This window comes from Streptomyces sp. NBC_01390 (assembly GCF_045040105.1).
In the GTDB taxonomy this organism is placed as follows: domain Bacteria; phylum Actinomycetota; class Actinomycetes; order Streptomycetales; family Streptomycetaceae; genus Streptomyces.
The window spans coordinates 4,558,081-4,581,105 of record NZ_CP109551.1; the positions used below are offsets into that span (position 1 = coordinate 4,558,081).

The 23,025-nt window shown below is 69.7% G+C and carries 18 protein-coding genes; 8 read left to right on the top strand and 10 right to left on the bottom strand.

The window, feature by feature from the left end; genetic code table 11:
* Positions 1-41 precede the first annotated feature (41 nt).
* On the top strand, positions 42-644 hold the full coding sequence (locus OG241_RS20315; RefSeq protein WP_405816952.1) for a GNAT family N-acetyltransferase: 603 nt from the start codon (positions 42-44) through the stop codon (positions 642-644).
* Here OG241_RS20315 and OG241_RS20320 read toward each other — a convergent pair.
* Entirely contained in the window at positions 625-1,668 is a 1,044-nt protein-coding gene (locus OG241_RS20320) for a zinc-dependent alcohol dehydrogenase family protein (protein ID WP_405816953.1), read from the bottom strand. The genes OG241_RS20315 and OG241_RS20320 overlap by 20 nt on opposite strands.
* 173 nt (positions 1,669-1,841) lie before the next feature.
* Between OG241_RS20320 and OG241_RS20325 the strand changes: the two genes are divergently transcribed.
* Both OG241_RS20325 and OG241_RS20330 read left to right on the top strand, forming a co-directional pair.
* Positions 1,842-2,081, top strand: coding sequence for a heavy-metal-associated domain-containing protein (locus OG241_RS20325; RefSeq protein ID WP_405816954.1), 240 nt, complete (start codon positions 1,842-1,844; stop codon positions 2,079-2,081).
* A gap of 19 nt (positions 2,082-2,100) precedes the next feature.
* Positions 2,101-4,386, top strand: a complete 2,286-nt coding sequence (locus OG241_RS20330; protein WP_405816955.1) for a heavy metal translocating P-type ATPase — start codon at positions 2,101-2,103, stop codon at positions 4,384-4,386.
* A 703-nt stretch (positions 4,387-5,089) separates the two neighbouring features.
* On the opposite strand, the gene OG241_RS20335 is transcribed toward OG241_RS20330, so the two are convergent.
* From OG241_RS20335 to OG241_RS20345, 3 genes are all read right to left on the bottom strand, one after another.
* Positions 5,090-6,388 (bottom strand): citrate synthase, encoded by a 1,299-nt coding sequence (locus OG241_RS20335; RefSeq protein WP_405816956.1) that lies wholly within the window; start codon positions 6,386-6,388, stop codon positions 5,090-5,092.
* A 241-nt stretch (positions 6,389-6,629) separates the two neighbouring features.
* Positions 6,630-8,882, bottom strand: a complete 2,253-nt coding sequence (locus OG241_RS20340) for an ATP-dependent RecD-like DNA helicase (RefSeq protein ID WP_405816957.1) — start codon at positions 8,880-8,882, stop codon at positions 6,630-6,632.
* Positions 8,883-8,956: 74 nt separating this feature from the next.
* Positions 8,957-9,691 carry a family 16 glycosylhydrolase gene (locus OG241_RS20345; protein ID WP_405816958.1) on the bottom strand — a complete coding sequence of 245 codons (735 nt, stop codon included), beginning with the start codon at positions 9,689-9,691 and terminating at the stop codon, positions 8,957-8,959.
* Positions 9,692-10,004: 313 nt separating this feature from the next.
* Here OG241_RS20345 and OG241_RS20350 point away from each other — a divergent pair, with 313 nt between their 5' ends.
* The 5 genes from OG241_RS20350 to rbsD all read left to right on the top strand — a co-directional run bounded on the left by OG241_RS20350 (position 10,005) and on the right by rbsD (position 16,420).
* On the top strand, positions 10,005-11,060 hold the full coding sequence (locus OG241_RS20350; RefSeq protein WP_405816959.1) for a LacI family DNA-binding transcriptional regulator: 1,056 nt from the start codon (positions 10,005-10,007) through the stop codon (positions 11,058-11,060).
* A complete protein-coding gene (locus OG241_RS20355; protein WP_405816960.1) occupies positions 11,057-12,610 on the top strand; it encodes a sugar ABC transporter ATP-binding protein in 1,554 nt (517 codons plus the stop codon). Before OG241_RS20350 ends, OG241_RS20355 begins: the two co-directional genes overlap by 4 nt.
* Positions 12,600-14,564, top strand: a complete 1,965-nt coding sequence (locus tag OG241_RS20360; RefSeq protein WP_405816961.1) for a substrate-binding domain-containing protein — start codon at positions 12,600-12,602, stop codon at positions 14,562-14,564. The genes OG241_RS20355 and OG241_RS20360 overlap by 11 nt, the downstream gene beginning before the upstream one ends.
* Before the next feature lie 199 nt (positions 14,565-14,763).
* Complete coding sequence (locus tag OG241_RS20365; protein WP_405826330.1) at positions 14,764-15,708, top strand: ribokinase; 945 nt, start codon at positions 14,764-14,766, stop codon at positions 15,706-15,708.
* 316 nt (positions 15,709-16,024) lie between these two features.
* On the top strand, positions 16,025-16,420 hold the full coding sequence (gene rbsD / locus OG241_RS20370) for a D-ribose pyranase (protein WP_405816962.1): 396 nt from the start codon (positions 16,025-16,027) through the stop codon (positions 16,418-16,420).
* Between the two features lie 78 nt (positions 16,421-16,498).
* Here rbsD and OG241_RS20375 read toward each other — a convergent pair whose 3' ends face one another.
* From OG241_RS20375 to OG241_RS20400, 6 genes are all read right to left on the bottom strand, one after another.
* Positions 16,499-17,146, bottom strand: coding sequence for a dihydrofolate reductase family protein (locus OG241_RS20375; RefSeq protein WP_405816963.1), 648 nt, complete (start codon positions 17,144-17,146; stop codon positions 16,499-16,501).
* A gap of 118 nt (positions 17,147-17,264) precedes the next feature.
* Entirely contained in the window at positions 17,265-18,029 is a 765-nt protein-coding gene (locus OG241_RS20380) for an HNH endonuclease (RefSeq protein WP_405816964.1), read from the bottom strand.
* On the bottom strand, positions 18,026-19,456 hold the full coding sequence (locus tag OG241_RS20385; RefSeq protein WP_405816965.1) for an AAA family ATPase: 1,431 nt from the start codon (positions 19,454-19,456) through the stop codon (positions 18,026-18,028). Before OG241_RS20385 ends, OG241_RS20380 begins: the two co-directional genes overlap by 4 nt.
* Before the next feature lie 248 nt (positions 19,457-19,704).
* Positions 19,705-20,502: a sugar phosphate isomerase/epimerase family protein gene (locus tag OG241_RS20390; protein ID WP_405826332.1), complete on the bottom strand. Its 798-nt coding sequence runs from the start codon at positions 20,500-20,502 to the stop codon at positions 19,705-19,707.
* A gap of 35 nt (positions 20,503-20,537) precedes the next feature.
* Entirely contained in the window at positions 20,538-21,695 is a 1,158-nt protein-coding gene (locus tag OG241_RS20395) for a dihydrodipicolinate synthase family protein (RefSeq protein WP_405816966.1), read from the bottom strand.
* Positions 21,692-22,849, bottom strand: a complete 1,158-nt coding sequence (locus OG241_RS20400) for a Gfo/Idh/MocA family protein (protein ID WP_405816967.1) — start codon at positions 22,847-22,849, stop codon at positions 21,692-21,694. The genes OG241_RS20395 and OG241_RS20400 overlap by 4 nt, the downstream gene beginning before the upstream one ends.
* Between the last annotated feature and the right edge of the window lie 176 nt (positions 22,850-23,025).

Below are 23,025 nucleotides of genomic sequence, written 5' to 3' on the forward strand. Positions count from 1 at the left end.
TTCACCTGTGCCCCGCTCGCGGGTGGGGCACAGTGCGCCACATGAACAACCCTGTCGACTTCTCCCACAAACCCGTCCTCACCGGCGAGAGGGCCGTGCTGCGGCCGTTCACCGAGGACGACGTCCCCGTGATGGCCGGGATCCTGGCCGATCCCGAGGTGATCAGGCTCACCGGCAGCCCCGCCGAACCCCTCGACCCGGACCGGCTGCGCTCCTGGTACACCACCCGCAGCGCCCAGGCCGACCGGCTCGATCTGGGCATAGTGGACCGGGCGAGCGGGGAACTCGTCGGCGAGGCGGTCCTGAACGAGTGGGACGAGGACAACCAGAACTGCAGCTTCCGCATCCTGATCGGCCCGGGTGGCCGCGACCGGGGTCTCGGCACCGAGGCCGTCCGGCTGATCGTCGGGCACGCCTTCGAGCAACTGGGCCTGCACCGCGTGTCGTTGCACGTCTTCGCCTTCAACCCCCGGGCGCGCCGCGCCTACGAGAAGGCCGGCTTCGTGGCCGAGGGCGTCGAACGCCAGACCCTGCTGCACGCGGGCGAATGGATCGATGCCCTACGCATGTCCGTCCTCGCCCCCGAATGGGCCGCCCACCAGGGGTATCCCGACCTCGCCGGGATCAGCGCCACGGTTCGATGACGGTCACGCCCGCCCCCGGCGCCGCCCCCATCGCCGCCAGCGCGGGCGGCGACTCCGTCAGCGGGATGGTGGACGTGACCAGCAGGTCCGGTCGGAGGATGCCCGCCCGGACGAGTTCGAGCATCGGCGGGTAGGTGTGGGCGGCCATGCCGTGGCTGCCCAGGAGTTCGAGTTCCAGGGCGATGACGCGGGCCATCGGGACGGGTGTCGAACCGGTGGACGACGGGAGCAGGCCGACCTGGACGTGCCGGCCCCGGCGGCGCAGGCCGTTCACCGAGGCCGCGCAGGTGACCGGTGAGCCGAGCGCGTCCAGCGACAACTGGGCGCCGCCGCCCGTCAGTTCACGTACGGCCGCTGCCGTGTCGTCGGTCGTGGCCGCGTTCACGCACCCCGCCGCGCCGAACTTCCGCGCCAGTTCCAGTGCTCCGGGGGACACGTCGACCGCGACGACCCGGGCACCGGAGGCCGCCGCGATCATCACGGCGGACAGGCCGACACCGCCGCACCCGTGCACCGCGACCCACTCCCCCGCCGCCACCCGCCCCTGCTGGACCACCGCCCGGTACGCCGTCGCGAACCGGCAGCCCAGGGAGGCCGCCGTCCCGAAGGACATCCCCTCCGGTACGGCGACGAGGTTCACGTCGGCGTGGTCCAGCGCCACGAACTCCGCGAACGAACCCCAGTGCGTGAACCCCGGCTGAGTCTGCCGCTCGCACACCTGCTGGTCACCGGCCATGCAGGACGGGCAGTTCCCGCAGGCGCAGACGAAGGGCACCGTCACCCGGTCCCCGGCCCGCCAGCCGGTCACCCGGGCGCCGACCGCCTCGACGACACCGGCGAGTTCATGGCCGGGCACGTGCGGCAGGGCGATGTCGGGGTCGTGGCCCATCCAGCCGTGCCAGTCGCTCCGGCACAGCCCGGTGGCCTCGACGCGCACCACGACGCCGTGCGGCGCGGGTACGGGGTCCGGCACCTCTCGCACCTCGGCCGGCTCCCCGTACCGCTCGAACACCACCGCACGCATACGCCCTCGCCCTCACCGTCGTAGCCGCGGCCACAGCCGCGCGTGCCGAAGATCTTGCCACGAGCGTCCGTCAAGTACCCCCCAGGGGTATAGTAGGGTGAGACTCACGGGGCTCGTCCGTCACGGCGACGCCCCACGACAGACGCCTCGAAGATCCGAAGAGGAGCAACGACATGACCGCGCAGACCGACACCCCGGGTTCCGTCACCGCCGTCTACCAGGTGACCGGCATGAGCTGCGGGCACTGCGAGGGCTCGGTCTCGGCTGAGATCTCCGAGCTCACAGGCGTCACCTCGGTGCAGGCCGTCGCCGCCACCGGCGTGGTCACGGTGGTCTCCGAGGCCCCGCTCGACGAGGCCGCCGTGCGCGCCGCGGTCGACGAAGCGGGCTTCGAGCTGGCCGGCCGGGCCTGACCACAGGGACGCGGCGACCATGACCAGCACCGGTATCAGTACCAGCACCGAGACCCCGATAGTCACGCCCCACGAGGTCGAGCTGACCATCGGCGGGATGACGTGTGCCAGCTGCGCGTCCCGCGTCGAGAAGAAGCTCAACCGGATGGACGGCGTCCTCGCCACGGTCAACTACGCGACGGAGAAGGCGAAGGTCGCGTACGCCGACGGCGTGGCGGTCGACGACCTGATCGCCACCGTCGTGAAGACGGGGTACACGGCCGAGGAGCCGCCTCCGCCGGCTGTGACGGAGGCACCCGCCACCGAGCGGGACGCCGACCCCGAACTGGCCGGTCTGCGGCAGCGGCTCGTCGTCTCCGTGCTGCTCGCCGCGCCCGTCGTCCTGATGTCCATGGTTCCCGCGCTCCAGTTCGACAACTGGCGATGGCTCGCGCTGACGCTCGCCTCCCCGGTCGTCGTCTGGGGCGGACTGCCGTTCCACCGGGCCGCGTTCACCAACGCCCGGCACGGCGCGGCCACCATGGACACCCTGGTGTCGGTCGGCACGCTCGCCGCGTACGGCTGGTCCCTGTGGGCCCTGTTCTGGGGCGACGCGGGCAGGCCCGCGATGCCGGGGATGGAGGGGATGGGGATACGGGAAAGCTTCTCGTTCACCGCCTCCCGTACGGGCGACACCTCCGAGATCTACCTCGAAGTCGCCGCCGGGGTCATCGCGTTCATCCTCCTCGGGCGCTATCTGGAGGCCCGCGCCAAGCGCCGCTCGGGTGCGGCACTGCGGGCCCTCATGGAACTGGGCGCCAAGGACGTCTCCGTGCTGCGCGGAGGGCGTGAAGTGCGCGTTCCCGTCGGCGAGTTGGCGATCGGGGACCGGTTCGTCGTACGGCCCGGGGAGAAGATCGCCACCGACGGCACCGTCGTCGAGGGTGCCTCGGCGGTCGACGCGTCGATGCTGACCGGCGAGTCCGTGCCGGTCGACGTGGGGGCCGGGGACGCCGTCACGGGCGCGACCGTGAACGCGGGGGGCCGGCTGGTCGTCGAGGCCACCCGGGTCGGCTCGGACACCCAGCTCGCGCGGATGGCCCGGCTGGTGGAGGACGCGCAGAACGGCAAGGCCGAGGTGCAGCGGCTCGCCGACCGGATCTCCGGGATCTTCGTGCCCGTGGTGCTGCTGATCGCGCTCGGTACGTTCGGCGCCTGGCTCGGCGTCACGGGCGACACGGTCGCCGCCTTCACCGCCGCCGTCGCCGTCCTGATCATCGCCTGCCCCTGTGCGCTGGGCCTGGCCACCCCGACCGCACTGATGGTCGGCACCGGGCGCGGGGCGCAGCTCGGCATCCTCATCAAGGGCCCCGAGGTCCTGGAGTCCACGCGCCGCGTCGACACGATCGTCCTGGACAAGACGGGCACGGTCACCACGGGCCGGATGACCCTCCAGGAGGTGTACGTCGCCGAGGGCGAGGACGAGAAGCAGGTACTGCGGCTCGCGGGCGCCCTCGAACACGCCTCCGAGCATCCGGTCGCCCGAGCTGTCGCCGCCGGGGCGGTGGAGCGGGTCGGGACACTCCCGGAGGCCGAGGCCTTCGAGAACGTGGCCGGGAGGGGCGTACGCGGGCGCGTGGACGGGCACGAGGTGGCCGTCGGACGGCTCACGGACGGGCTGTCGGGGCCGCTCCCCCAGGAGTTGGCCCACGCGAAGGCCCAGGCCGAGAGCGGCGGACGTACGGCCGTCGTGGTCGCCTGGGACGGGATGGCACGCGGTGTCGTCACCGTCGCCGACGCGGTCAAGGAGACCAGCGCCGAGGCCGTGCGCGAACTGCGGGCACTGGGGCTGACTCCGGTGCTGCTGACCGGGGACAACCGGGCGGTGGCGGACTCGGTGGCGGCGGCCGTCGGGATCGACCAGGTGATCGCGGACGTCCTGCCCGAGGAGAAGGTCGACGCCGTACGGCGGCTCCAGCGCGAGGGGCGGACCGTCGCGATGGTCGGCGACGGCGTGAACGACGCGGCGGCGCTGGCCACCGCCGATCTGGGCCTGGCGATGGGTACCGGCACGGACGCGGCGATCGAGGCGAGCGATCTGACACTGGTACGCGGGGACCTGCGCGTGGCCGCCGACGCCATCCGGCTGTCCCGGAAGACGCTCGCGACCATCAAGGGCAACCTGGTGTGGGCCTTCGGCTACAACGTGGCCGCACTGCCGCTGGCCGCGGCCGGACTGCTGAATCCGATGATCGCGGGGGCCGCGATGGCCTTCTCCTCGGTGTTCGTCGTCACCAACAGCCTCCGACTGCGCACTTTCCGCTGAGATCGGGCCCTGACCGGCCGAAGTTACCGCCAGTACGCACAAGTCGGTGTCATAGTCCCTATGGAGTCCGACGCGAGCCTCACATAAGCTCTTCACAAGGCTCCCGCATCATCCTTACGCTGGGGTCCCGGTCGCGACAACCGGGATCTGGCGTACCTAAAGGCTTATGCGAGAGACGCAGATCACACTGCTGTGAACGTAACCATCGAAGGGCTTCGAAGGTCTAAGTTGGCGATGTCAGACCAGCGTCTTGGGGGGCGCGGGCTGGCGTCTGAGGATGTCTTGGGGGACGTCCTCGGAGATGCGTTGCCGGGACACGTACACCGGGAAGCTTGAGCGGCCCACCCCAGCGTGCGCGTCCCGGCAGACCGCACACAGCAGGAGTACGACGAGTTTTGCTCGTTTTGCTCAACACAACGGCCGCCTCGGCGGCCTGCACACCAGTGATAGCGAATTCAGGCGCTGTCCTCCGAAACGCCCGGCCGGATCCCGTGGGGGGAATCCGCACCGGGACATGGGAAGGCGCCCTGTACGCCGGCCCGTGGGGGGACCGTCGGCAGGGCGCCTTCCGCTTTTTCGTCCTAACGAACCCCTCGCGCGGAGTTCGGGCGCGGGCTCACCCGCGCCCCCGAAGGGGCGCGGGGAACTGCGCGACAAGCCACAACGAACCGGCAGCCAAAGTCCCGCCCGCCGCGCGGAGCGCCTAGCGCTGCTCGACCGGCACGAAGTCCCGCTCCACCACACCCGTGTAGATCTGGCGCGGACGGCCGATACGCGACCCCGGCTCCTTGATCATCTCGTGCCACTGGGCGATCCAGCCCGGCAGGCGGCCGAGGGCGAACAGGACCGTGAACATCTCGGTCGGGAAGCCCATCGCGCGGTAGATGAGGCCGGTGTAGAAGTCGACGTTCGGGTAGAGGTTGCGCGAGACGAAGTAGTCGTCGGAGAGCGCGTGCTCCTCCAGCTTCAGCGCGATGTCCAGCAGCTCGTCGGACTTGCCGAGGGCCGAGAGGACGTCGTGCGCGGCAGCCTTGATGATCTTCGCGCGCGGGTCGAAGGACTTGTACACCCGGTGGCCGAAGCCCATCAGGCGGACGCCGTCCTCCTTGTTCTTCACCTTGCGGATGAAGGAGTCGACGTCGCCGCCGTTCGCCTTGATGCCCTCCAGCATCTCCAGCACGGACTGGTTGGCGCCGCCGTGCAGCGGGCCCCAGAGCGCGGAGATACCGGCCGAGATCGACGCGAACATGTTGGCCTGCGAGGAGCCGACCAGACGGACCGTCGACGTCGAACAGTTCTGCTCGTGGTCGGCGTGCAGAATCAGCAGCTTGTCGAGGGCGGAGACGACGACCGGGTCGAGGTCGTACTCCTGCGCCGGCACCGAGAACGTCATACGGAGGAAGTTCTCGACGTAACCGAGGTCGTTGCGCGGGTAGACGAACGGGTGACCGATCGACTTCTTGTACGCGTACGCGGCGATGGTCGGAAGCTTGGCGAGCAGCCGGATCGTCGAGAGGTTGCGCTGGTTCTCGTCGAACGGGTTGTGGCTGTCCTGGTAGAAGGTCGACAGCGCGGAGACGACCGACGACAGCATCGCCATCGGGTGCGCGTCGCGCGGGAAGCCACGGTAGAAGTTCTTGACGTCCTCGTGCAGCAGGGTGTGCTGCGTGATCTCGTTCTTGAAGACGGAGAGCTCGTCCACGGTCGGAAGCTCGCCGTTGATCAGCAGGAACGCCACCTCGAGGAAGGTGGAGCGCTCGGCGAGCTGCTCGATCGGGTACCCGCGGTACCGAAGGATGCCCTGCTCGCCGTCGAGGTAGGTGACCGCGGATTTATAGGCGGCGGTGTTGCCGTAGCCGCTGTCCAGAGTTACGAGACCGGTCTGAGCGCGGAGCTTCCCGATGTCGAAGCCCTTGTCGCCGACGGTGCTGTCGATCACCGGGTAGGTGTACTCGCCGTCGCCGAACCGCAGTACTACAGCGTTGTTGGTGTGCTCGCTCACGTCATCCCTCACCGACGTTGTGCCTCTTCTTCGAGGTGCCCTGACTGTCTCTACCATCCCCCATTTGGCGCAGGAGAGTGCACTCGGGGTCGACCATTGGGCCTATTGGCGGCACTGAGTGCCGCCAAGCTACTCATCCTGCCCCCCTTCGCCCTGGTTCCGGAAGTGCCCTGTGAGCTTTGTGACTCATTTGATCGATCATTTTTCTGCCGGCGCCGCGAGGTCACCACGGTCGCGCCGGTCACGACCGCAGTCTGTGATCCAGTGCCGTGCAGCGCCGACCTGCCGACACCGTGCGCACCGCCTGGCCGATCGCCTTGCGTGAACCGACCAGGACGACCAGCTTCTTCGCCCGGGTGACGGCCGTATACAAGAGGTTGCGCTGGAGCATCATCCACGCGCCCGTGGTGACCGGGATGACCACCGCCGGGTACTCGCTGCCCTGGGAGCGGTGGATGGTCACCGCGTACGCGTGGGCGAGTTCGTCCAGCTCATCGAAGTCGTACGGCACTTCCTCGTCCTCGTCCGTCAACACGGTGAGGCGCTGTTCCACCTCGTCGAGGGAGGTGACGACGCCGACGGTGCCGTTGAAGACGCCGTTCTCGCCCTTGTCGTAGTTGTTGCGGATCTGCGTGACCTTGTCGCCGATCCGGAAGACCCGGCCGCCGAACCGCTTCTCGGGGAGGTCCGGGCGCCCCGGTGTGATCGCCTGCTGGAGCAGCCCGTTGAGGTTTCCGGCGCCCGCCGGGCCCCGGTGCATCGGGGCGAGCACCTGGACGTCCCGCCGGGGATCCAGGCCGAACTTGGCCGGAATTCGCCGTGCGGCCACATCGACGGTGAGCCGGCCGGCCTCCTCCGTGTCGTCCTCGACGAAGAGGAAGAAGTCCTTCATGCCGTCGGTGACCGGATGCTGCCCTGCGTTGATCCGGTGCGCGTTCGTCACGACGCCCGACTGCTGGGCCTGTCGGAAGACCTTGGTGAGCCGGACGGCGGGGACCGGGCTGCCGTCGGCGAGCAGGTCCCGCAGGACCTCCCCGGCGCCGACGCTGGGGAGTTGGTCCACGTCCCCGACGAACAGCAGATGCGCGCCCGGCGCGACCGCCTTCGCCAGTTTGTTGGCGAGCAGCAGGTCCAGCATCGAGGCCTCGTCCACCACCACCAGGTCGGCGTCCAGGGGACGGTCCCTGTCGTAGGCCGCGTCACCGCCGGGTTTCAGTTCGAGGAGACGGTGGACGGTGGAGGCCTCAGCGCCGGTGAGTTCGGCGAGGCGTTTGGCGGCGCGGCCCGTCGGGGCGGCGAGGACGACCTTGGCCTTCTTGGCGCGGGCCAGCTCCACGATGGAGCGGACCGTGAAGGACTTGCCGCAGCCGGGTCCGCCGGTGAGGACGGCGACCTTCTCCGTCAGCGCGAGCCGGACGGCAGCTTCCTGCTCGGGGGCGAGATCAGCCCCCGTACGCCCCTGGAGCCAGCTCAGCGCCTTGTCCCAGGCCACGTCGTGGAAGGCGGGCATCCGGTCCTCACCGGTGCGCAGCAGGCGCAACAGCTGGGCGGAGAGGGAGAGTTCGGCGCGGTGGAAGGGGACCAGGTAGACCGCTGTCACGGGTTCCGAGTCTCCGTCGGGGCCGGGGACCTTCTCCCGGACGACACCAGGGTCCTCCCCTTCCTCCGGGGGGGCCGCGAGTTCGGCAAGGCACTCGATGACGAGGCCCGTGTCGACCTGGAGGAGCTTCACCGCGTCCGCGATCAGCCGTTCCTCGGGGAGGTAGCAGTTGCCCTGGTCGGTGGCCTGCGAAAGGGCATACTGGAGGCCCGCCTTGACGCGCTCGGGGCTGTCGTGCGGGATGCCGACGGACTGGGCGATCTTGTCGGCGGTGAGGAAGCCGATGCCCCAGACGTCGGAGGCGAGGCGGTAGGGCTGGTTCTTGACGACCGAGATCGAGGCGTCGCCGTACTTCTTGTAGATGCGCACGGCGATGGACGTGGAGACCTCCACGCTCTGCAGGAAGAGCATGACCTCCTTGATCGCCTTCTGCTCCTCCCAGGCGTCGGCGATCTTCGCGGTGCGCTTGGGGCCGAGGCCCGGCACCTCGATGAGCCGCTTGGGCTCCTCCTCGATGATCCGGAGGGTGTCCAGGCCGAAGTGCTGGGTGATCCGGTCGGCGAAGACCGGGCCGATGCCCTTGACCAGTCCCGAGCCGAGATAGCGGCGGATGCCCTGGATGGTGGCGGGCAGGACGGTCGTGTAGTTCTCGACGGTGAACTGCTTGCCGTACTGCTGATGCGAGCCCCAACGGCCCTCCATACGCAGCGACTCGCCGGCCTGGGCGCCGAGCAGCGCGCCCACGACCGTGAGGAGGTCACCGGCGCCGCGCCCGGTGTCGACGCGGGCGACCGTGTAGCCGTTCTCCTCGTTGGCGTACGTGATCCGCTCCAGGACGCCTTCGAGGACGGCCAAATGCCGTTCCCCCGTGGAGTTCCCCGTCTGCTTCGACATGATCCGACGGTACCGGGCGGGTGTGACAGCCCGGGCCTGTCGACCGGGGCCGGGGCTGTCACCCGCGGGTCACCTCAGGGGAAGTACGGCGTGTGGGTGATGGAGGAGACCTTGAGGTAGCGGGCGCCGTCGGAGGTGGCCCAGGTGGAGGAGTCCGGGTTGCCGGGCCAGTCACCGCCGACCGCGAGGTTGACGATGAAGCGCAGGCTCGTCCCGGCCGGGGTCCGGTACCAGGTGGTGCCCGTGGTGACGCCGTCCACGGCGTAGTCGATGTGGTCCGGGAACCAACTGAACGAGTACCGGTGGTACGCGTTCGTCCAGCCCGACGAGTTCGTCTTCGAGAACTGCTGCTGGTTGTTGTTCATGTCGTGGGACGTCTGGTAGACGACATTGGGGTTCTGTCCCACGATCTCCGCGGCGTCGAACTCCGGGAGCCAGGGGTTGAGGGCCGCCGCCCAGACCGCCGGCAGCAGGCCCCGCCCGTTGGGCATGTTCGCGGTGAAGCTGTACGTGCCGTATCCGTACTGCGCCGTCGACTCCACGCGGCCCGAGTAGTAGACCCCGCCTCCGGCGTTGTACGCCTTGATCACCAGCGTGTTGCCCTCGTACCAGACGCAGTCCGGCCGATACGTCTCCAGCTCGTTGTTGGGCGTCCACCTGGCGTTGATCTTGTTCCAGGAGTTGACAGTCACCGGACTGCCCCAGGAAGCGGCGCGTGCGGTCTGCGCACCCAGGATGAGTGCGGGCGGTACGGCCAGGCCTGCGCCGAGTATGCGTCTACGGCTCGGCATGCGCGGTGTGGAGGTCATCGCAGCTCCATTGCTTGGATGAACGTGGGGGGTTGGGAGCGCTTCCACGCTCCACTTGTCGGTGGACTGTAAGGATCCGTTCGTTCATTGACAAGATGTGCGGCGATGATCGACATGTGCCTTCGGGAATTGAACACGCCTTGATCACATCCTGAGACTGCTCACAGAAGCGCTCACGCTCCCTCCATCACGATCCGGTATCGAGAACCGGCCAGGGGCTTGATTTATGTGCGTGTAATCGATTCCATCGGTCTCCGGTCAGCCGTGTAAACGATTCCACGCGGCTACGGAACCACAAGGAGGTGGTCCGGCGATGGCGAGCATCAAGGACGTCGCCGCCGAGGCGGGCGTGTCCGTCGCCACGGTGTCGCGGGTCCTGAACGACCATCCGTCGGTCAGCGCGGACGCACGCGCACGCGTACTGGCCGCCGTCGAGGCGCTGGGCTACCGCCCGAACGCCGTCGCCCGCTCCCTGCGCACCGACCAGACCCGCACCCTCGGCCTGGTCATCAGCGACGTGCTGAACCCCTACTTCACGACCCTGGCCCGCTCGGTCGAGGAGGAGGCGCGCGCCCTCGGCTACAGCGTGATCATCGGCAACGCCGACGAACGCCCCGACCTCCAGGACCACCACGTACGGACCCTGCTGGACCGCCGTATCGACGGCCTCCTCGTCTCCCCCACCGACGGCGGCTCCCCGCTGATGCTGGACACCGCGCGCGGGGGCACCCCGATGGTCTTCGTGGACCGCTGGATCCCGGGCGTGGACGTGCCGGTCGTACGGGCGGACGGGCGGACGGCGGTCCGGGAGCTCGTGTCCCACCTGTACAGGCTCGGGCACCGGCGGCTCGCGATCATCGCGGGCCCGGCGGCCACCACCACCGGCAGTGAGCGCGTGGAGGCCTTCAGAGAGGCCCTGGCCGAGTACGGGCTGCCGCTCCCCGACGCCTACATCGGGCAGGGCGACTTCCAGGCCGAGAGCGGGCGCCGGGTGACGGACGCCTTCCTCGATCTGGCCGAGCCGCCCGAGGTCGTGTTCGCGGCCGACAACCTGATGGCGCTGGGCGCGCTGGACGCCGTACGCGCGCGTGGGATGCGTGTTCCGCGGGACATCGCGCTCGCGGCCTTCGACGACATCCCGTGGTTCGTGCACACCGATCCGCCCGTCACGGCCATCGCGCAGCCGACCGGCGAACTGGGGCGGGCCGCCGTCCGGGCGCTGGTCGACATGATCGAGGGCCGCCCTCCGCAGTCCGTGACGCTGGCCGCGCACCTCGTCGTACGACGCTCGTGCGGTGAGCCGACTCCCCCAACTCCCTCTGTACAGACCCCCGCACAGCCCCCCGTGACGAACAGGAGTCAGCCGTGAGCAACCAGGACGAGTTGCTGCGCATCGAAGGCATACGGAAGTCCTTTCCCGGCGTGGTCGCGCTCGACGGCGTCGACTTCGAGCTGCGGCGCGGCGAGGTGCACGTACTGCTCGGCGAGAACGGCGCGGGCAAGAGCACCCTCATCAAGATGCTCTCCGGCGCCTACCGCCCCGATGCCGGCCGTGTCCTCGTCGACGGCGAGGAGACCCGTATCCATGGTGCGCAGGATTCCGAACGGCTCGGGATCGCCACCATCTACCAGGAGTTCAACCTCGTCCCCGATCTGACGGTCGCCGAGAACATCTTCCTGGGGCGGCAGCCGCGCCGCTACGGGATGATCGACCGCAAGCGGATGGAGGCCGACGCGGCCGTGCTGTTGGAGCGCGTGGGTGTGAACGTGTCTCCACGCGCGCGGGTGCGTGAACTCGGTATCGCGCGGCTCCAGATGGTCGAGATCGCGAAGGCGCTGAGCCTGAACGCACGCGTGCTGATCATGGACGAGCCGACCGCCGTCCTCACCTCCGAAGAGGTCGAGAAGCTGTTCTCGATCGTGCGCACGCTGCGCGAGGACGGGGTCGGGATCGTCTTCATCACCCATCACCTGGACGAGATCGCCGCCCTCGGGGACCGGGTGACGGTGATCCGGGACGGGAAGAGCGTCGGGCAGGTGCCCGCCGACACGCCCGAGGACGAGCTCGTACGGCTCATGGTCGGACGGTCGATCGAACAGCAGTACCCGAGGGAGGCCACCGAGGCGGGCACCGCGCTTCTCACGGTGAAGGGGCTCAGCCGGGACGGCGTCTTCCACGACGTGAGCTTCGAGGTGCGGGCCGGTGAGGTCGTCGGCATCGCGGGGCTGGTCGGGGCCGGGCGTACCGAGGTCGCGCGCGCGGTGTTCGGCGCCGATCCGTACGACCAGGGGTCCGTGTCCGTCGCGGGCGCCGAGGTGCGCGGGAGCGATGTCGGGGCCGCCATGGCCGCCGGGATCGGGCTCGTGCCCGAGGACCGCAAGGGGCAGGGGCTGGTCCTCGACGCCTCCGTCGAGGAGAACCTCGGCCTGGTCACCCTGCGGGCCGCCACCAGGGGCGGGCTGGTCGACCTCAAGGGGCAGCGGGCCGCAGCCGCGAAGGTCGCCGAGCAGCTGGGCGTACGGATGGCCGGGCTCGGCCAGCAGGTGCGCACCCTCTCCGGGGGCAACCAGCAGAAGGTCGTCATCGGCAAGTGGCTGCTCGCGGACACCCGGGTGCTGATCCTCGACGAGCCGACCCGGGGTATCGACGTCGGCGCCAAGGTCGAGATCTACCAGCTGATCAACGAGCTGACGGCCGCCGGTGCCGCCGTACTGATGATCTCCAGCGATCTGCCCGAGGTGCTCGGGATGAGCGACCGGGTGCTGGTCATGGCGCAGGGCCGGATCGCCGGTGAACTCACGGCCGCCGAGGCCACCCAGGACTCCGTGATGGCGCTCGCCGTCAGCACGAACGTCAGCAACAACACCATGAACACCAACAAGGGAACGACTGCTGTGGAGGGCTCCCGTGGCCACTGACACGCTCAAGGGAACGACGGGCGCGAGTGGCGCGAGTGCCGCCACGAGCGGCCTGCGTCGCATCCTGCTCGACAACGGGGCGCTGACCGCGCTCATCGTCCTCGTCATCGCGATGTCGGCGCTGTCCGGCGACTTCCTGACGACGGACAACCTGCTCAACGTGGGCGTCCAGGCGGCCGTGACGGCCGTCCTCGCCTTCGGTGTCACCTTCGTGATCGTCTCGGCGGGCATCGACCTGTCGGTCGGTTCCGTCGCCGCGCTGTCGGCCACCGTCCTTGCCTGGGCGGCGACTTCGGAGGGCGTGCCGGTCGCGATCGCGGTCGTGCTGGCCGTCCTCACCGGCATCGCGTGCGGCCTGGTCAACGGCTTCCTGATCTCGTACGGCAAACTGCCGCCGTTCATCGCGACGCTCGCCATGCTGTCGGTGGGGCGTGGGCTCTCCCTGGTGATCTCGCAGGGTTCGCCGATCGCGTTCCCCGACTCGGTCTCGCACCTCGGTGACACGCTGGGCGGCTGGCTGCCGGTGCCCGTGCTGGTGATGGTGGCCATGGGGCTCGTCACCGCGTTCGTTCTCGGCCGTACGTACCTGGGTCGCTCCATGTACGCGATCGGCGGCAACGAGGAGGCGGCCCGGCTGTCCGGGCTGCGGGTGAAGCGGCAGAAGCTGGCGATCTACGCGCTGTCCGGGCTGTTCGCCGCCGCCGCGGGCATCGTGCTCGCGTCGCGGCTGTCCTCCGCGCAGCCGCAGGCCGCGCAGGGGTACGAGCTGGACGCCATCGCGGCGGTGGTCATCGGTGGGGCGAGTCTGGCGGGCGGTACCGGCAAGGCGTCCGGGACGCTGATCGGCGCGCTGATCCTGGCGGTGCTCAGGAACGGCCTCAACCTGCTCTCGGTGTCCGCCTTCTGGCAGCAGGTCGTCATCGGTGTCGTGATCGCGCTGGCGGTGCTGTTCGACACCGTGCGCAGGAAGAGCGGCGCCTCGGTGACGCCCGCCGGGGCTGCCGGTGGCGGGGACCGGCGCAAGCAGGCACTGACGTACGTGCTGGCCGCCGTGGTCGCGACGGCGGTCGTGGGTGCGACCTCGCTGCTGCACAGTGGCTCGTCGTCCGCGACCAGCCAGAAGGTGGGTCTGTCCCTGTCGACGCTGAACAACCCCTTCTTCGTGCAGATCCGGGCCGGTGCCCAGGCCGAGGCCAAGAAGCTGGGCGTGGACCTGACCGTCACCGACGCCCAGAACGACGCCTCCCAGCAGGCCAACCAGTTGCAGAACTTCACCAGTTCGGGTCTCGGGGCGATCATCGTCAACCCGGTGGACTCGGACGCGACGGGGCCTGCCGCGCGGGCCGTCAACAAGTCCGGTATCCCGCTCGTCGCGGTCGACCGCTCTGTCAACAACGCGGACACCGCCACCCTCGTCGCCTCCGACAACACGGCCGGCGGCAGGCTGGCCGCGAAGGCGCTGGCCGAGAAGCTGGGCGGCACGGGCACGATCGTCGTCCTCCAGGGCCAGGCGGGCACCTCCGCGAGCCGTGAGCGCGGCGCCGGCTTCACCGAGGGGCTGAAGGCCTACCCGGGCATCAAGGTCGTCGCCAAGCAGCCCGCAGACTGGGACCGCACCAAGGGCCTCGACGTCATGACCAACCTCCTCCAGGCCAACTCCGGCATCAGCGGTGTCTTCGCCGAGAACGACGAGATGGCCCTCGGCGCGATCAAGGCGCTGGGCAGCAAGGCCGGCACGTCGGTGCAGGTGATCGGCTTCGACGGTACGCCGGACGGGCTGAAGGCGGTCGCGGACGGTTCGCTGTACGCGTCGGTCGCCCAGCAGCCCAAGGAACTCGGGAGGATCGCGGTGCAGAACGCGCTGCGGGTCGCCGAGGACAAGGGCGTCGAGAAGACGGTGATGGTGCCGGTGAAGGTGGTCACGAAGGAGAACGTGGCGGCGTTCGGCGGCTGAGCGGGCTCTCGGCGGGAGACTGAGCAGGCTTGCGGCTGGAAGCTGAGCAGGCTCACAACTGGAGAGCGGGAACGGCCGGGCGCCTCTTGTCGAGGCGCCCGGCCTGCCCACTGACCGACCGGTGGACCGACCGAACTGGGCATTTGGCCGTCTGACCGACTGTCAGCCGGTACAACTGATCTGTATGGGGAGACTGTTCATGTACGACTACGACCTGCTGGTCGTGGGATCGGCCAACGCCGACCTGGTCACCGTGGTCGAGCGGCGGCCCGCGGCCGGTGAGACGGTGCTCGGATCCGACCTGGTCGTCCACCCGGGCGGCAAGGGCGCCAACCAGGCGGTCGCCGCCGCCCGACTGGGAGCCCGTACGGCGCTGCTGGCGCGGGTCGGCAACGACGGCCACGGCCGCCTGCTGCTCGACTCGCTGGTGGACGCCGGCGTCGACACGGTGGGCGTCCTGGTCGGCGGGGCGCCGACGGGGGTCGCGCTGATCACCGTGGACCCGTCCGGCGACAACAGCATCGTGGTGTCGCCGGGTGCGAACGGGCGGCTGACGCCCGAGGACATCCAGGCCGCGGGGAGCCTGTTCCAGGCGGCGCGGGTGGTGTCGGCGCAGCTGGAGATTCCGCTCGAGTCGGTCGTGGAGGTCGTACGGAACCTGGCTCCCGAGAGCCGGTTCGTCCTGAACCCGTCCCCTCCGCGCCCGTTGCCGCGTGAGGTCCTGGCCGCCTGCGATCCGCTGATCGTGAACGAGCACGAGGCCCGGGTGATCGCCGGTGCGGACGCCGAGCTGGGCGACTCGCCGGAGGACTGGGCGAAGACGCTGCTCGCGCTCGGGCCGCGCTCGGTCGTCATCACCCTCGGCGCCGAGGGCGCGCTGGTCGCCGTACGGGCCGGGGAGCGGGTACGGGTGCCCTCGGTGCCGGTGGACGCCGTGGACACGACGGGGGCGGGCGACGCGTTCACCGCCGCGCTGGCGTGGCGGCTGGGCGCGGGCGAGTCGTTGGCCCTGGCGGCGGCGTACGCGGCGCGGGTGGGCGCGGCCGCGGTCACCCGGGCGGGGGCCCAGGACTCCTTCCCCACGGCCGAGGAGGTCGAGGCGCTGGGCGGTACCGGCGCGGCCGTGCGAGGTGGGTCCCATTGAATCCTCCCCCAGCTGAAGCAGGGGGATTCCTGGCTCACGCTGCCTGCAGGTCAGCGACCCAACAGGTCTTCCACGATCAACACCAGCCGGGTTGAAACCAGCCCGGTCTGATACGGCAAAGCTTGGAGGTGCATGTGCTGTCTTGGCTCTCGATCAGCACGGCGTACGCGCTTGGTTCTCGCAACGCACGGCGTGCAGCCTACCCGCTCAGGTGGACGATGTTTCGCCTTTGGGGCGAAATCCCGCTCCCTGCCCTGCTCCGCAGGAGTCCGATTCCTCCCCGCCCTGAAGGCCAAGGCATCCTCGGAGGAACCCAGTGAAGCGGGGCGGGATCCTGAACCGTCATCTCGCGGGCGCGCTGGCCGAGTTGGGCCACGGCGACGGGGTGCTGATATGTGACGCCGGGATGCCGATCCCGGCCGGGCCGCGCGTCGTCGACCTGGCCTTCCGGGCCGGGGTGCCTTCGTTCGCCGAGGTGGTCGAGGGGCTGCTCGCCGAGCTGGTCGTGGAGGGTGCCACGGCGGCGACGGAGGTACGGGAGGCCAATCCGGGGGCCGCGAAGCTGCTGGACGGGCACTTTCCCGGCCCCGGCCTCACCCTTGTCCCGCACGAGCGGCTCAAGGAGCTGTCGGCGGGGGCGCGGCTGGTCGTACGGACCGGGGAGGCCAGGCCGTACGCGAACGTTCTGCTGCGGTGCGGGGTCTTTTTCTGAGGCGGGCTCGGTGGGCTTGTGAGCCGGACTCGGCGGGCGTAGGGCTTCAGAGGCCCACGCCTTCAGAGAATCACGGCTTCAGAGACCCGTACGGGTGAACGTCACATGGGTGACTCCGGTGGGCGAGGAGGCGGTCTCGACGGTGTAGTCCTTCTCCACGCCCTCCAGTCCCTCCCAGAGGCGTACGCCTCGGCCGAGCAGGATCGGGACGACCACGGTGTGCAGGTGGTCGACGAGTCCGGCGGCGAGGAAGTCGCGGACCACGGTGGGCCCACCGCCGATGCGGACGTCCTGGCCGCCCGCTGCTTCGCGGGCCGCGTCGAGCGCCTTGGCGGGGGACGTGTCGAGGAAGTGGAACGTGGTGCCACCCTCCATCTCGATCGACGGGCGCGGGTGGTGGGTGAGGACGAACGTCGGTGTGTGGAAAGGCGGGTTGGGCCCCCACCACCCCTTCCACTCCGGGTCCTCGTGCCAGCCGGGCGGGCCGAACTTCCCGGCGCCCATGATCTCGGCGCCGATCCCGGGCGTGAACTGGCGCGCGAAGGCGTCGTCGAGGCCGGCGGTGCCGCCCGTCCCGCCGGTCATCTCGTGCCAGAACCGGGTGGTGAACATCCACTGGTGCAGTTCCTCGCCCGCGTGGCCGAACGGCGCGTCGAGGGTCAGCCCCTCACCGGTGCCGAAGCCGTCGAGCGAGATCGAGAAGTTGTGGACGCGGACGAGGGACATGACTGGCGTCTCCGTTCCTGCGGCTGGGGGTGTCGAGCTTCACCGATTACTTCCAGGACCTCAAGGTAACCGGAGGCGGTGTCGCCCGCCGGTCGGAGGCCCTACCGCCCGAGATACGTCACCGTCGGCCCAGGTGCATGAACGCGGCGCGCAGTTCCGGGTCGCGCAGCAGGCTAAGGATGTCGGCCTCGTTGGCGAACAGGGCTTCGGCGGCCGGGTGTTCGGACTGGTGGAACATGGCGACGAGGACGTCGACGAGGGGGCGGTTCCAGGCCACCCGGACGATCTCCCTGGCCTTGCCGGTCTGCCCCTTGTCCATGGCCAGGCGCCACAGCTCGATGGAGTGCCTGGCCGTCGCGTACGCGTCCCTGCGTCCCTTGACCAGGACCGGTCTGCGGTTGAGGCCGAACACCTCGATACAGGAACGGCCCCGGTCCGTCAGCGCCTTGTACGTTCCCAGTGTGAGCACCAGACGGAGGTGGTCCAGGGGATCCTCGGCCGACGGGTCGACGAGGAGCGCGGTGCCGTCGGGGGCGGTCGGGAAGCGGTTCCCCTTCTGGTTGCTGTTGCAGTACGAACAGGCGAGCAGATGGTTGAACCAGTCGAAGGTGCGGAGCGGAGTGAGGCTCTTCGGCTCGAAGTGGTCGACGTCCGTTCCCTGGCTGTCACCGCAGTACATGCAGCGCTCATGGCCGGGTGCCATCTCCGCCAGGCCCGCGACGAGCGCCGGGCGGACCCGCCGACGGACCGAGCTGGCGGCCCAGAGGTTCTTCGCCCTGGCCCTGCGCTCCGCTTCCGAGGGCTGTTGACGGATGTCCTCGGTGTACTCCCCTAACCGGATCACGGTTTCCGGCGGCAGGACCGCGCGCCGAAGCCGGATCACCCGACCCCACTCCCCTCGTGCTCCCCGCTCTCCTCGCCGTCGGCGATCTCTTCCGCGAGGCGTTGCAGATGGGCGGTCATCTCGTCGAGGCGGGCTGTCGGTGAACTGGTGAGCAGGCCCTTGAGCTCCTGGTAGCGGGCCAGCGACTCGGGCTCGATGTCACCCTCGTAGATCCGCTCCTCCAACTCCACGAACTCCGCCCGGACTTGCTCGGCCCGCTCGGAGTACGGCGTGTCGAGGCCGAACAGGTCGGAGAGCACGGCGTCGTCGCCGCTGCCGTACACCACCCGCTCGTAGAGGTCCTGGTCGACGACTTCGGGAGGTCGTTGCTCGTCCACGCCGGGCAGCCGGATCAGCCCGCCGGGGTCGGCGGCCTGGCAGATGTACGGGCTGTGTGTGGTGACGATGAACTGGATGCGGGGGAAGTGTTCGGTCAGCCAGGGGCCGATGCGACGCTGCCAGGAGACATGGAGGTGTGCGTCGATCTCGTCGATGATGACGACGCCGGGTGTCAGGAGAGCGATCGACTCCCCTCTGGCCTTCCAGAGTTCGGACTCCCCGAGGCCGGCCTTGAACGCGTCGGCGCTGAACGCGTGTGCGCCGAACGCGTCGTACAACTGCTTCAGGATGTCCACCACCAGGGCCGCGACGGTACGGAATCCGTCGCTCATCTCGCGCAGCGGGAAGCGGCTGCCGTCCCGCTCGACCCACAGCCCCTCGGAGTCGACGTCGATGATCCGGTAGCCGTCCGGCAGCAGTCCGTCCCGGAGAAGCGCGAGCGCGAACGCCTTCAGCCCGGCGGCGCCCGCCCTGCCTTCGAGCGCCCGCAGATGCTGTTCGATCAGCCAGGCGACGCCCTCCGAGAGTGAGGCGTCCTCGTGGAAGAGGCTCGCCTGCCGGGCCACCGGGCCGGACGCCAGCATCAGCCGCTGCACCTCACCGGAGCCTCCGGCCATGCGCCGGAACGGCCCGTACGCCGCGCAGAACCAGCCCTCCGGGTTGTCCGACCAAGGGCCCCGGCGAGCGATGCTGGTCGGGCCCCTGGTGTAGCGGACCTCCTGCAGTACGGGTTGTGCGCCTTTGGGGGGCACTCTCCAGACGAGCCCCGCCTTGAAGGAGCCCTTGGGCGGCCGGCCCTGCGAGAAACGGTCGTACGGCGAGTTCCGGGTGAGCTCGACCTGGACCTCGCCCCATCCGGACCCCTGTGCCACCCAGTTCTCGAACCCCGGCACCAGACTGCGCGCCACCACCGGCCCGCTGAGCGCGAGCGCCATGGCTCGCAGCAGTGTCGTCTTCCCGGATCCGTTACGGCCGGCGAGAACCGTCCAGCCGGCGTGACTGCCGTCGGGTCGGGTCAACGTCAGATCGACCTGACGGGGTCCGTGAAAGGACTTGATGTCCTGTACGGAGATCCGGCTGACGTACATGGGGTCGATGTCCGTTCGTTCGGGTCTTCGGGACTTCGGGACTTCGAGTCGGGGGCTGGAATCTGGGGCTGCGCGGGACGGGAACCGCCCGTTCGATCCTACGGGCGGGAGGGATCCGTACGGTTCCGCGCCCGCGTCCCTCGATCCGGTATTTCCGCATCTCCCGCATTTCCGCGACGGCCGGAAACAGGGAACCGTCCGCACCCGGCGTCCCACCGGATACGGACGGTTCTGCCGCCGGGCGGCCGTTACGCCGCGTGCTCCACGAACCGCGCCGCGGTCTCCGCCAGCACCTCGCGTCCGTCCCGGGCCCACAGCGCGTCGTTGAACAGTTCGACCTCGATGGGACCGGTGTAGCCGGCCGCCTCGACGTACGTCCGCCACTCCCGCATGTCGATCGAACCGTCACCGATCTGACCGCGTCCGTTGAGGACGCCCTCCGGCAACGGGGTTGTCCAGTCGGCGAGTTGGAAGGTGTGGATCCGGCCGCCGGCACCGGCGCGGGCGATCTGCGCGGGCGCGTTGTCGTCCCACCAGATGTGGTATGTGTCCACCGCGACGCCGACCTGGTGGGCGGGGAACCGCTCCGCCAGGTCGAGGGCCTGGGTGAGCGTCGAGACCACGCAGCGGTCGGACGCGTACATGGGGTGGAGCGGCTCGATGGCCAGCCGTACGCCGTTCTTCTCGGCGTACGGGCCCAGCTCGGTGAGGGCGTCGGCGATGCGCTCCCGGGCGCCGTACAGGTCCTTCGAGCCGGCCGGCAGGCCGCCCGACACCAGGACGAGGGTGTCCGTGCCGAGCGTGGCCGCCTCGTCGATCGCCCGGCGGTTGTCGGCCAGGGCCTCCGCGCGCTCCGCCGGGTCGATCGCGGTGAAGAAGCCGCCCCGGCAGAGGGTGGTGACGGCGAGGCCCGCGTCGCGGAGCAGTTTCGCCGTCGCCTCGACGCCGTACTCCTGGACCGGAGCACGCCAGAGGCCGACACCGGGGACGCCCAACTCCAGGCAGACGTCGACCAGTTCGGGCAGGCTGAGCTGCTTGACCGTCATCTGGTTGATGCTGAAGCGCGCGAGGTCGGCGGCGGTCACTGGGCCACTCCGTACAGGGACAGCAGGTTCCTCATCCGCTCCTGGGCCAGTTTCGGGTCCGGGAACAGGCCCAGGCCGTCGGCGAGTCGGTAGGCGCGGGCGAAGTGCGGGAGGGAGCGGGCCGACTGCAGCCCGCCGACCATGGTGAAGTGCGACTGGTGACCGGCCAGCCAGGCCAGGAACACCACGCCCGTCTTGTAGAAGCGGGTGGGTGTCTGGAAGAGATGGCGGGACAACTCGACCGTGGGGTCGAGGAGTTCACGGAAGCCGGCCGTGTCGCCGGTGTCGAGGACGCGTACCGCCTGCGCGGCCAGCGGGCCCAGCGGGTCGAAGATGCCGAGGAGGGCGTGACTGAAGCCCTGCTCGTCGCCCGCGATCAGCTCGGGGTAGTTGAAGTCGTCGCCCGTGTAGCAGCGCACGCCCTGCGGGAGACGCCGGCGGATGTCGATCTCGCGCTGGGCGTCGAGGAGGGACACCTTGATGCCGTCGACCTTGTCGGGGTGGGCGGCGATGACCTCGAGGAAGGTGTCGGTCGCCGCGTCGAGGTCGCTCGACCCCCAGTAGCCCTCCAGCGCCGGGTCGAACATCGGGCCGAGCCAGTGCAGGATCACCGGCTCGGCGGACTGGCGCAGGAGGTGGCCGTAGATGTCGAGGTAGTCCTCGGGGCCCTTCGCGGCGGCGGCGAGAGCGCGGGACGCCATCAGGATCGTCTTGGCGCCCGCCTCCTCGACGAGGGCGAGCTGCTCCTCGTACGCCTTGCGGATGTCGGCCAAGGAGGCGCCGGGGGTGGTGAGTTGGTCGGTGCCGACGCCGCAGGCAATGAGGCCGCCCACCGTTTTGGCCTCGGCGGCCGACCGGCGGATCAGCTCCGCCGCGCCCGCCCAGTCCAGGCCCATGCCGCGCTGGGCGGTGTCCATGGCCTCCGCCACGCCGAGCCCGTGGGACCACAGGTGGCGGCGGAAGGCGAGGGTCGCGTCCCAGTCGACGGCGGCCGGGGAGTCCGGGGACACGTCCGCGTACGGGTCGGCGACGACGTGGGCCGCCGAGTAGACCGTACGGGAGGTGAAGGGGGTGCCGGGGGTGACGGCGAGGGGGGTCGCGCGAGGCTCGTACGCCCGCAACAACCCCGTAGCGTCCGGGAGTTGGATGGTCACAGCTGAATCTCCGGTACGTCGAGACGGACGCCCTCCGCCGAGGACTTCAGGCCCAGTTCTGCGAGCTGGACACCACGGGCGCCGGCCAGCAGGTCCCACTGGTAGGGCGCGTCGGCGTAGACGTGCTTCAGGAACAGCTCCCACTGCGCCTTGAAGCCGTTGTCGAACTCGGTGTTGTCCGGGATCTCCTGCCACTGGTCGCGGAAGGAGTAGGTCGCCGGGATGTCCGGGTTCCAGACCGGCTTCGGAGTCGAACTGCGGTGCTGGACGCGGCAGTTGCGGAGACCCGCGACGGCCGATCCCTCCGTCCCGTCGACCTGGAACTCGACGAGTTCGTCGCGGTTGACCCGTACGGTCCAGGACGAGTTGAACTGGGCGATGGCGCCGCCCTCCAGCTCGAAGATGCCGTAGGCGGCGTCGTCGGCCGTGGCGTCGTACGGCTTGCCGTTCTCGTCCCAGCGCTGCGGGATGTGGGTGGCGGTGAGGGCCTGGACGGTCTTCACCCGGCCGAACAGCTCGTGCAGCACGTACTCCCAGTGCGGGAACATGTCGACAACGATGCCACCGCCGTCCTCGGCGCGATAGTTCCAGCTCGGACGCTGGGCGCTCTGCCAGTCGCCCTCGAAGACCCAGTAGCCGAACTCGCCCCGGATGGAGAGGATGCGGCCGAAGAAGCCGCCGTCGATGAGGCGCTTGAGCTTCAGCAGGCCCGGGAGGAACAGTTTGTCCTGGACGACGCCGTGGCGCACACCGGCCGCGTTCGCGAGGCGGGCCAGCTCAAGGGCGCCTTCGAGGCCGGTGGAGGTGGGCTTCTCCGTGTAGATGTGCTTGCCCGCCGCGATCGCCTTCCGGATCGACTCCTCGCGCGCGGAGGTGACCTGCGCGTCGAAGTAGATGTCGACGGTCGGGTCGGCGAGGACCTCGTCCACGTTCGTGGAGACGTTCTCCGGGTCCAGGCCGTGCTGCTCGGCGAGCGCCTTCAGCGCGTGCTCACGGCGGCCGACCAGGATCGGTTCCGGCCACAGCACGGTTCCGTCACCGAGGTCGAGACCGCCCTGCTCGCGCAGAGCGAGGATCGAGCGGACCAGGTGCTGGCGGTAGCCCATGCGCCCGGTCACGCCGTTCATGGCGATACGCACCGTCTTGCGTGTCACGTCTTTCCCTTCGTAGGTGCCACAGGGGCGGGGTACGCGGTTCCGCGCCGCGTACGCCCGGCTGGAGAGCTGCCTCCGGCGGCCCTACTGGCAAGCGATGCAGCAAGCGCTTTCTATCTAGGGAGAAGCTAGCCTCTGTGCAGCGGTCTGGACAAGAGCACAGAGACGCCGAATTG

Coding starts and splice junctions, on each gene's coding strand:
- OG241_RS20320 (WP_405816953.1), bottom strand. CDS start 1,668: ATGCGTGCGGTGGTGTTCGAGCGGTACGGGGAGCCGGCCGAGGTGCGA.
- OG241_RS20330 (WP_405816955.1), top strand. CDS start 2,101: ATGACCAGCACCGGTATCAGTACCAGCACCGAGACCCCGATAGTCACG.
- OG241_RS20390 (WP_405826332.1), bottom strand. CDS start 20,502: ATGACGGTCAAGCAGCTCAGCCTGCCCGAACTGGTCGACGTCTGCCTG.
- OG241_RS20365 (WP_405826330.1), top strand. CDS start 14,764: ATGTACGACTACGACCTGCTGGTCGTGGGATCGGCCAACGCCGACCTG.
- OG241_RS20375 (WP_405816963.1), bottom strand. CDS start 17,146: ATGTCCCTCGTCCGCGTCCACAACTTCTCGATCTCGCTCGACGGCTTC.
- OG241_RS20350 (WP_405816959.1), top strand. CDS start 10,005: ATGGCGAGCATCAAGGACGTCGCCGCCGAGGCGGGCGTGTCCGTCGCC.
- OG241_RS20345 (WP_405816958.1), bottom strand. CDS start 9,691: ATGACCTCCACACCGCGCATGCCGAGCCGTAGACGCATACTCGGCGCA.
- OG241_RS20340 (WP_405816957.1), bottom strand. CDS start 8,882: ATGTCGAAGCAGACGGGGAACTCCACGGGGGAACGGCATTTGGCCGTC.
- OG241_RS20385 (WP_405816965.1), bottom strand. CDS start 19,456: ATGTACGTCAGCCGGATCTCCGTACAGGACATCAAGTCCTTTCACGGA.
- OG241_RS20325 (WP_405816954.1), top strand. CDS start 1,842: ATGACCGCGCAGACCGACACCCCGGGTTCCGTCACCGCCGTCTACCAG.
- OG241_RS20315 (WP_405816952.1), top strand. CDS start 42: ATGAACAACCCTGTCGACTTCTCCCACAAACCCGTCCTCACCGGCGAG.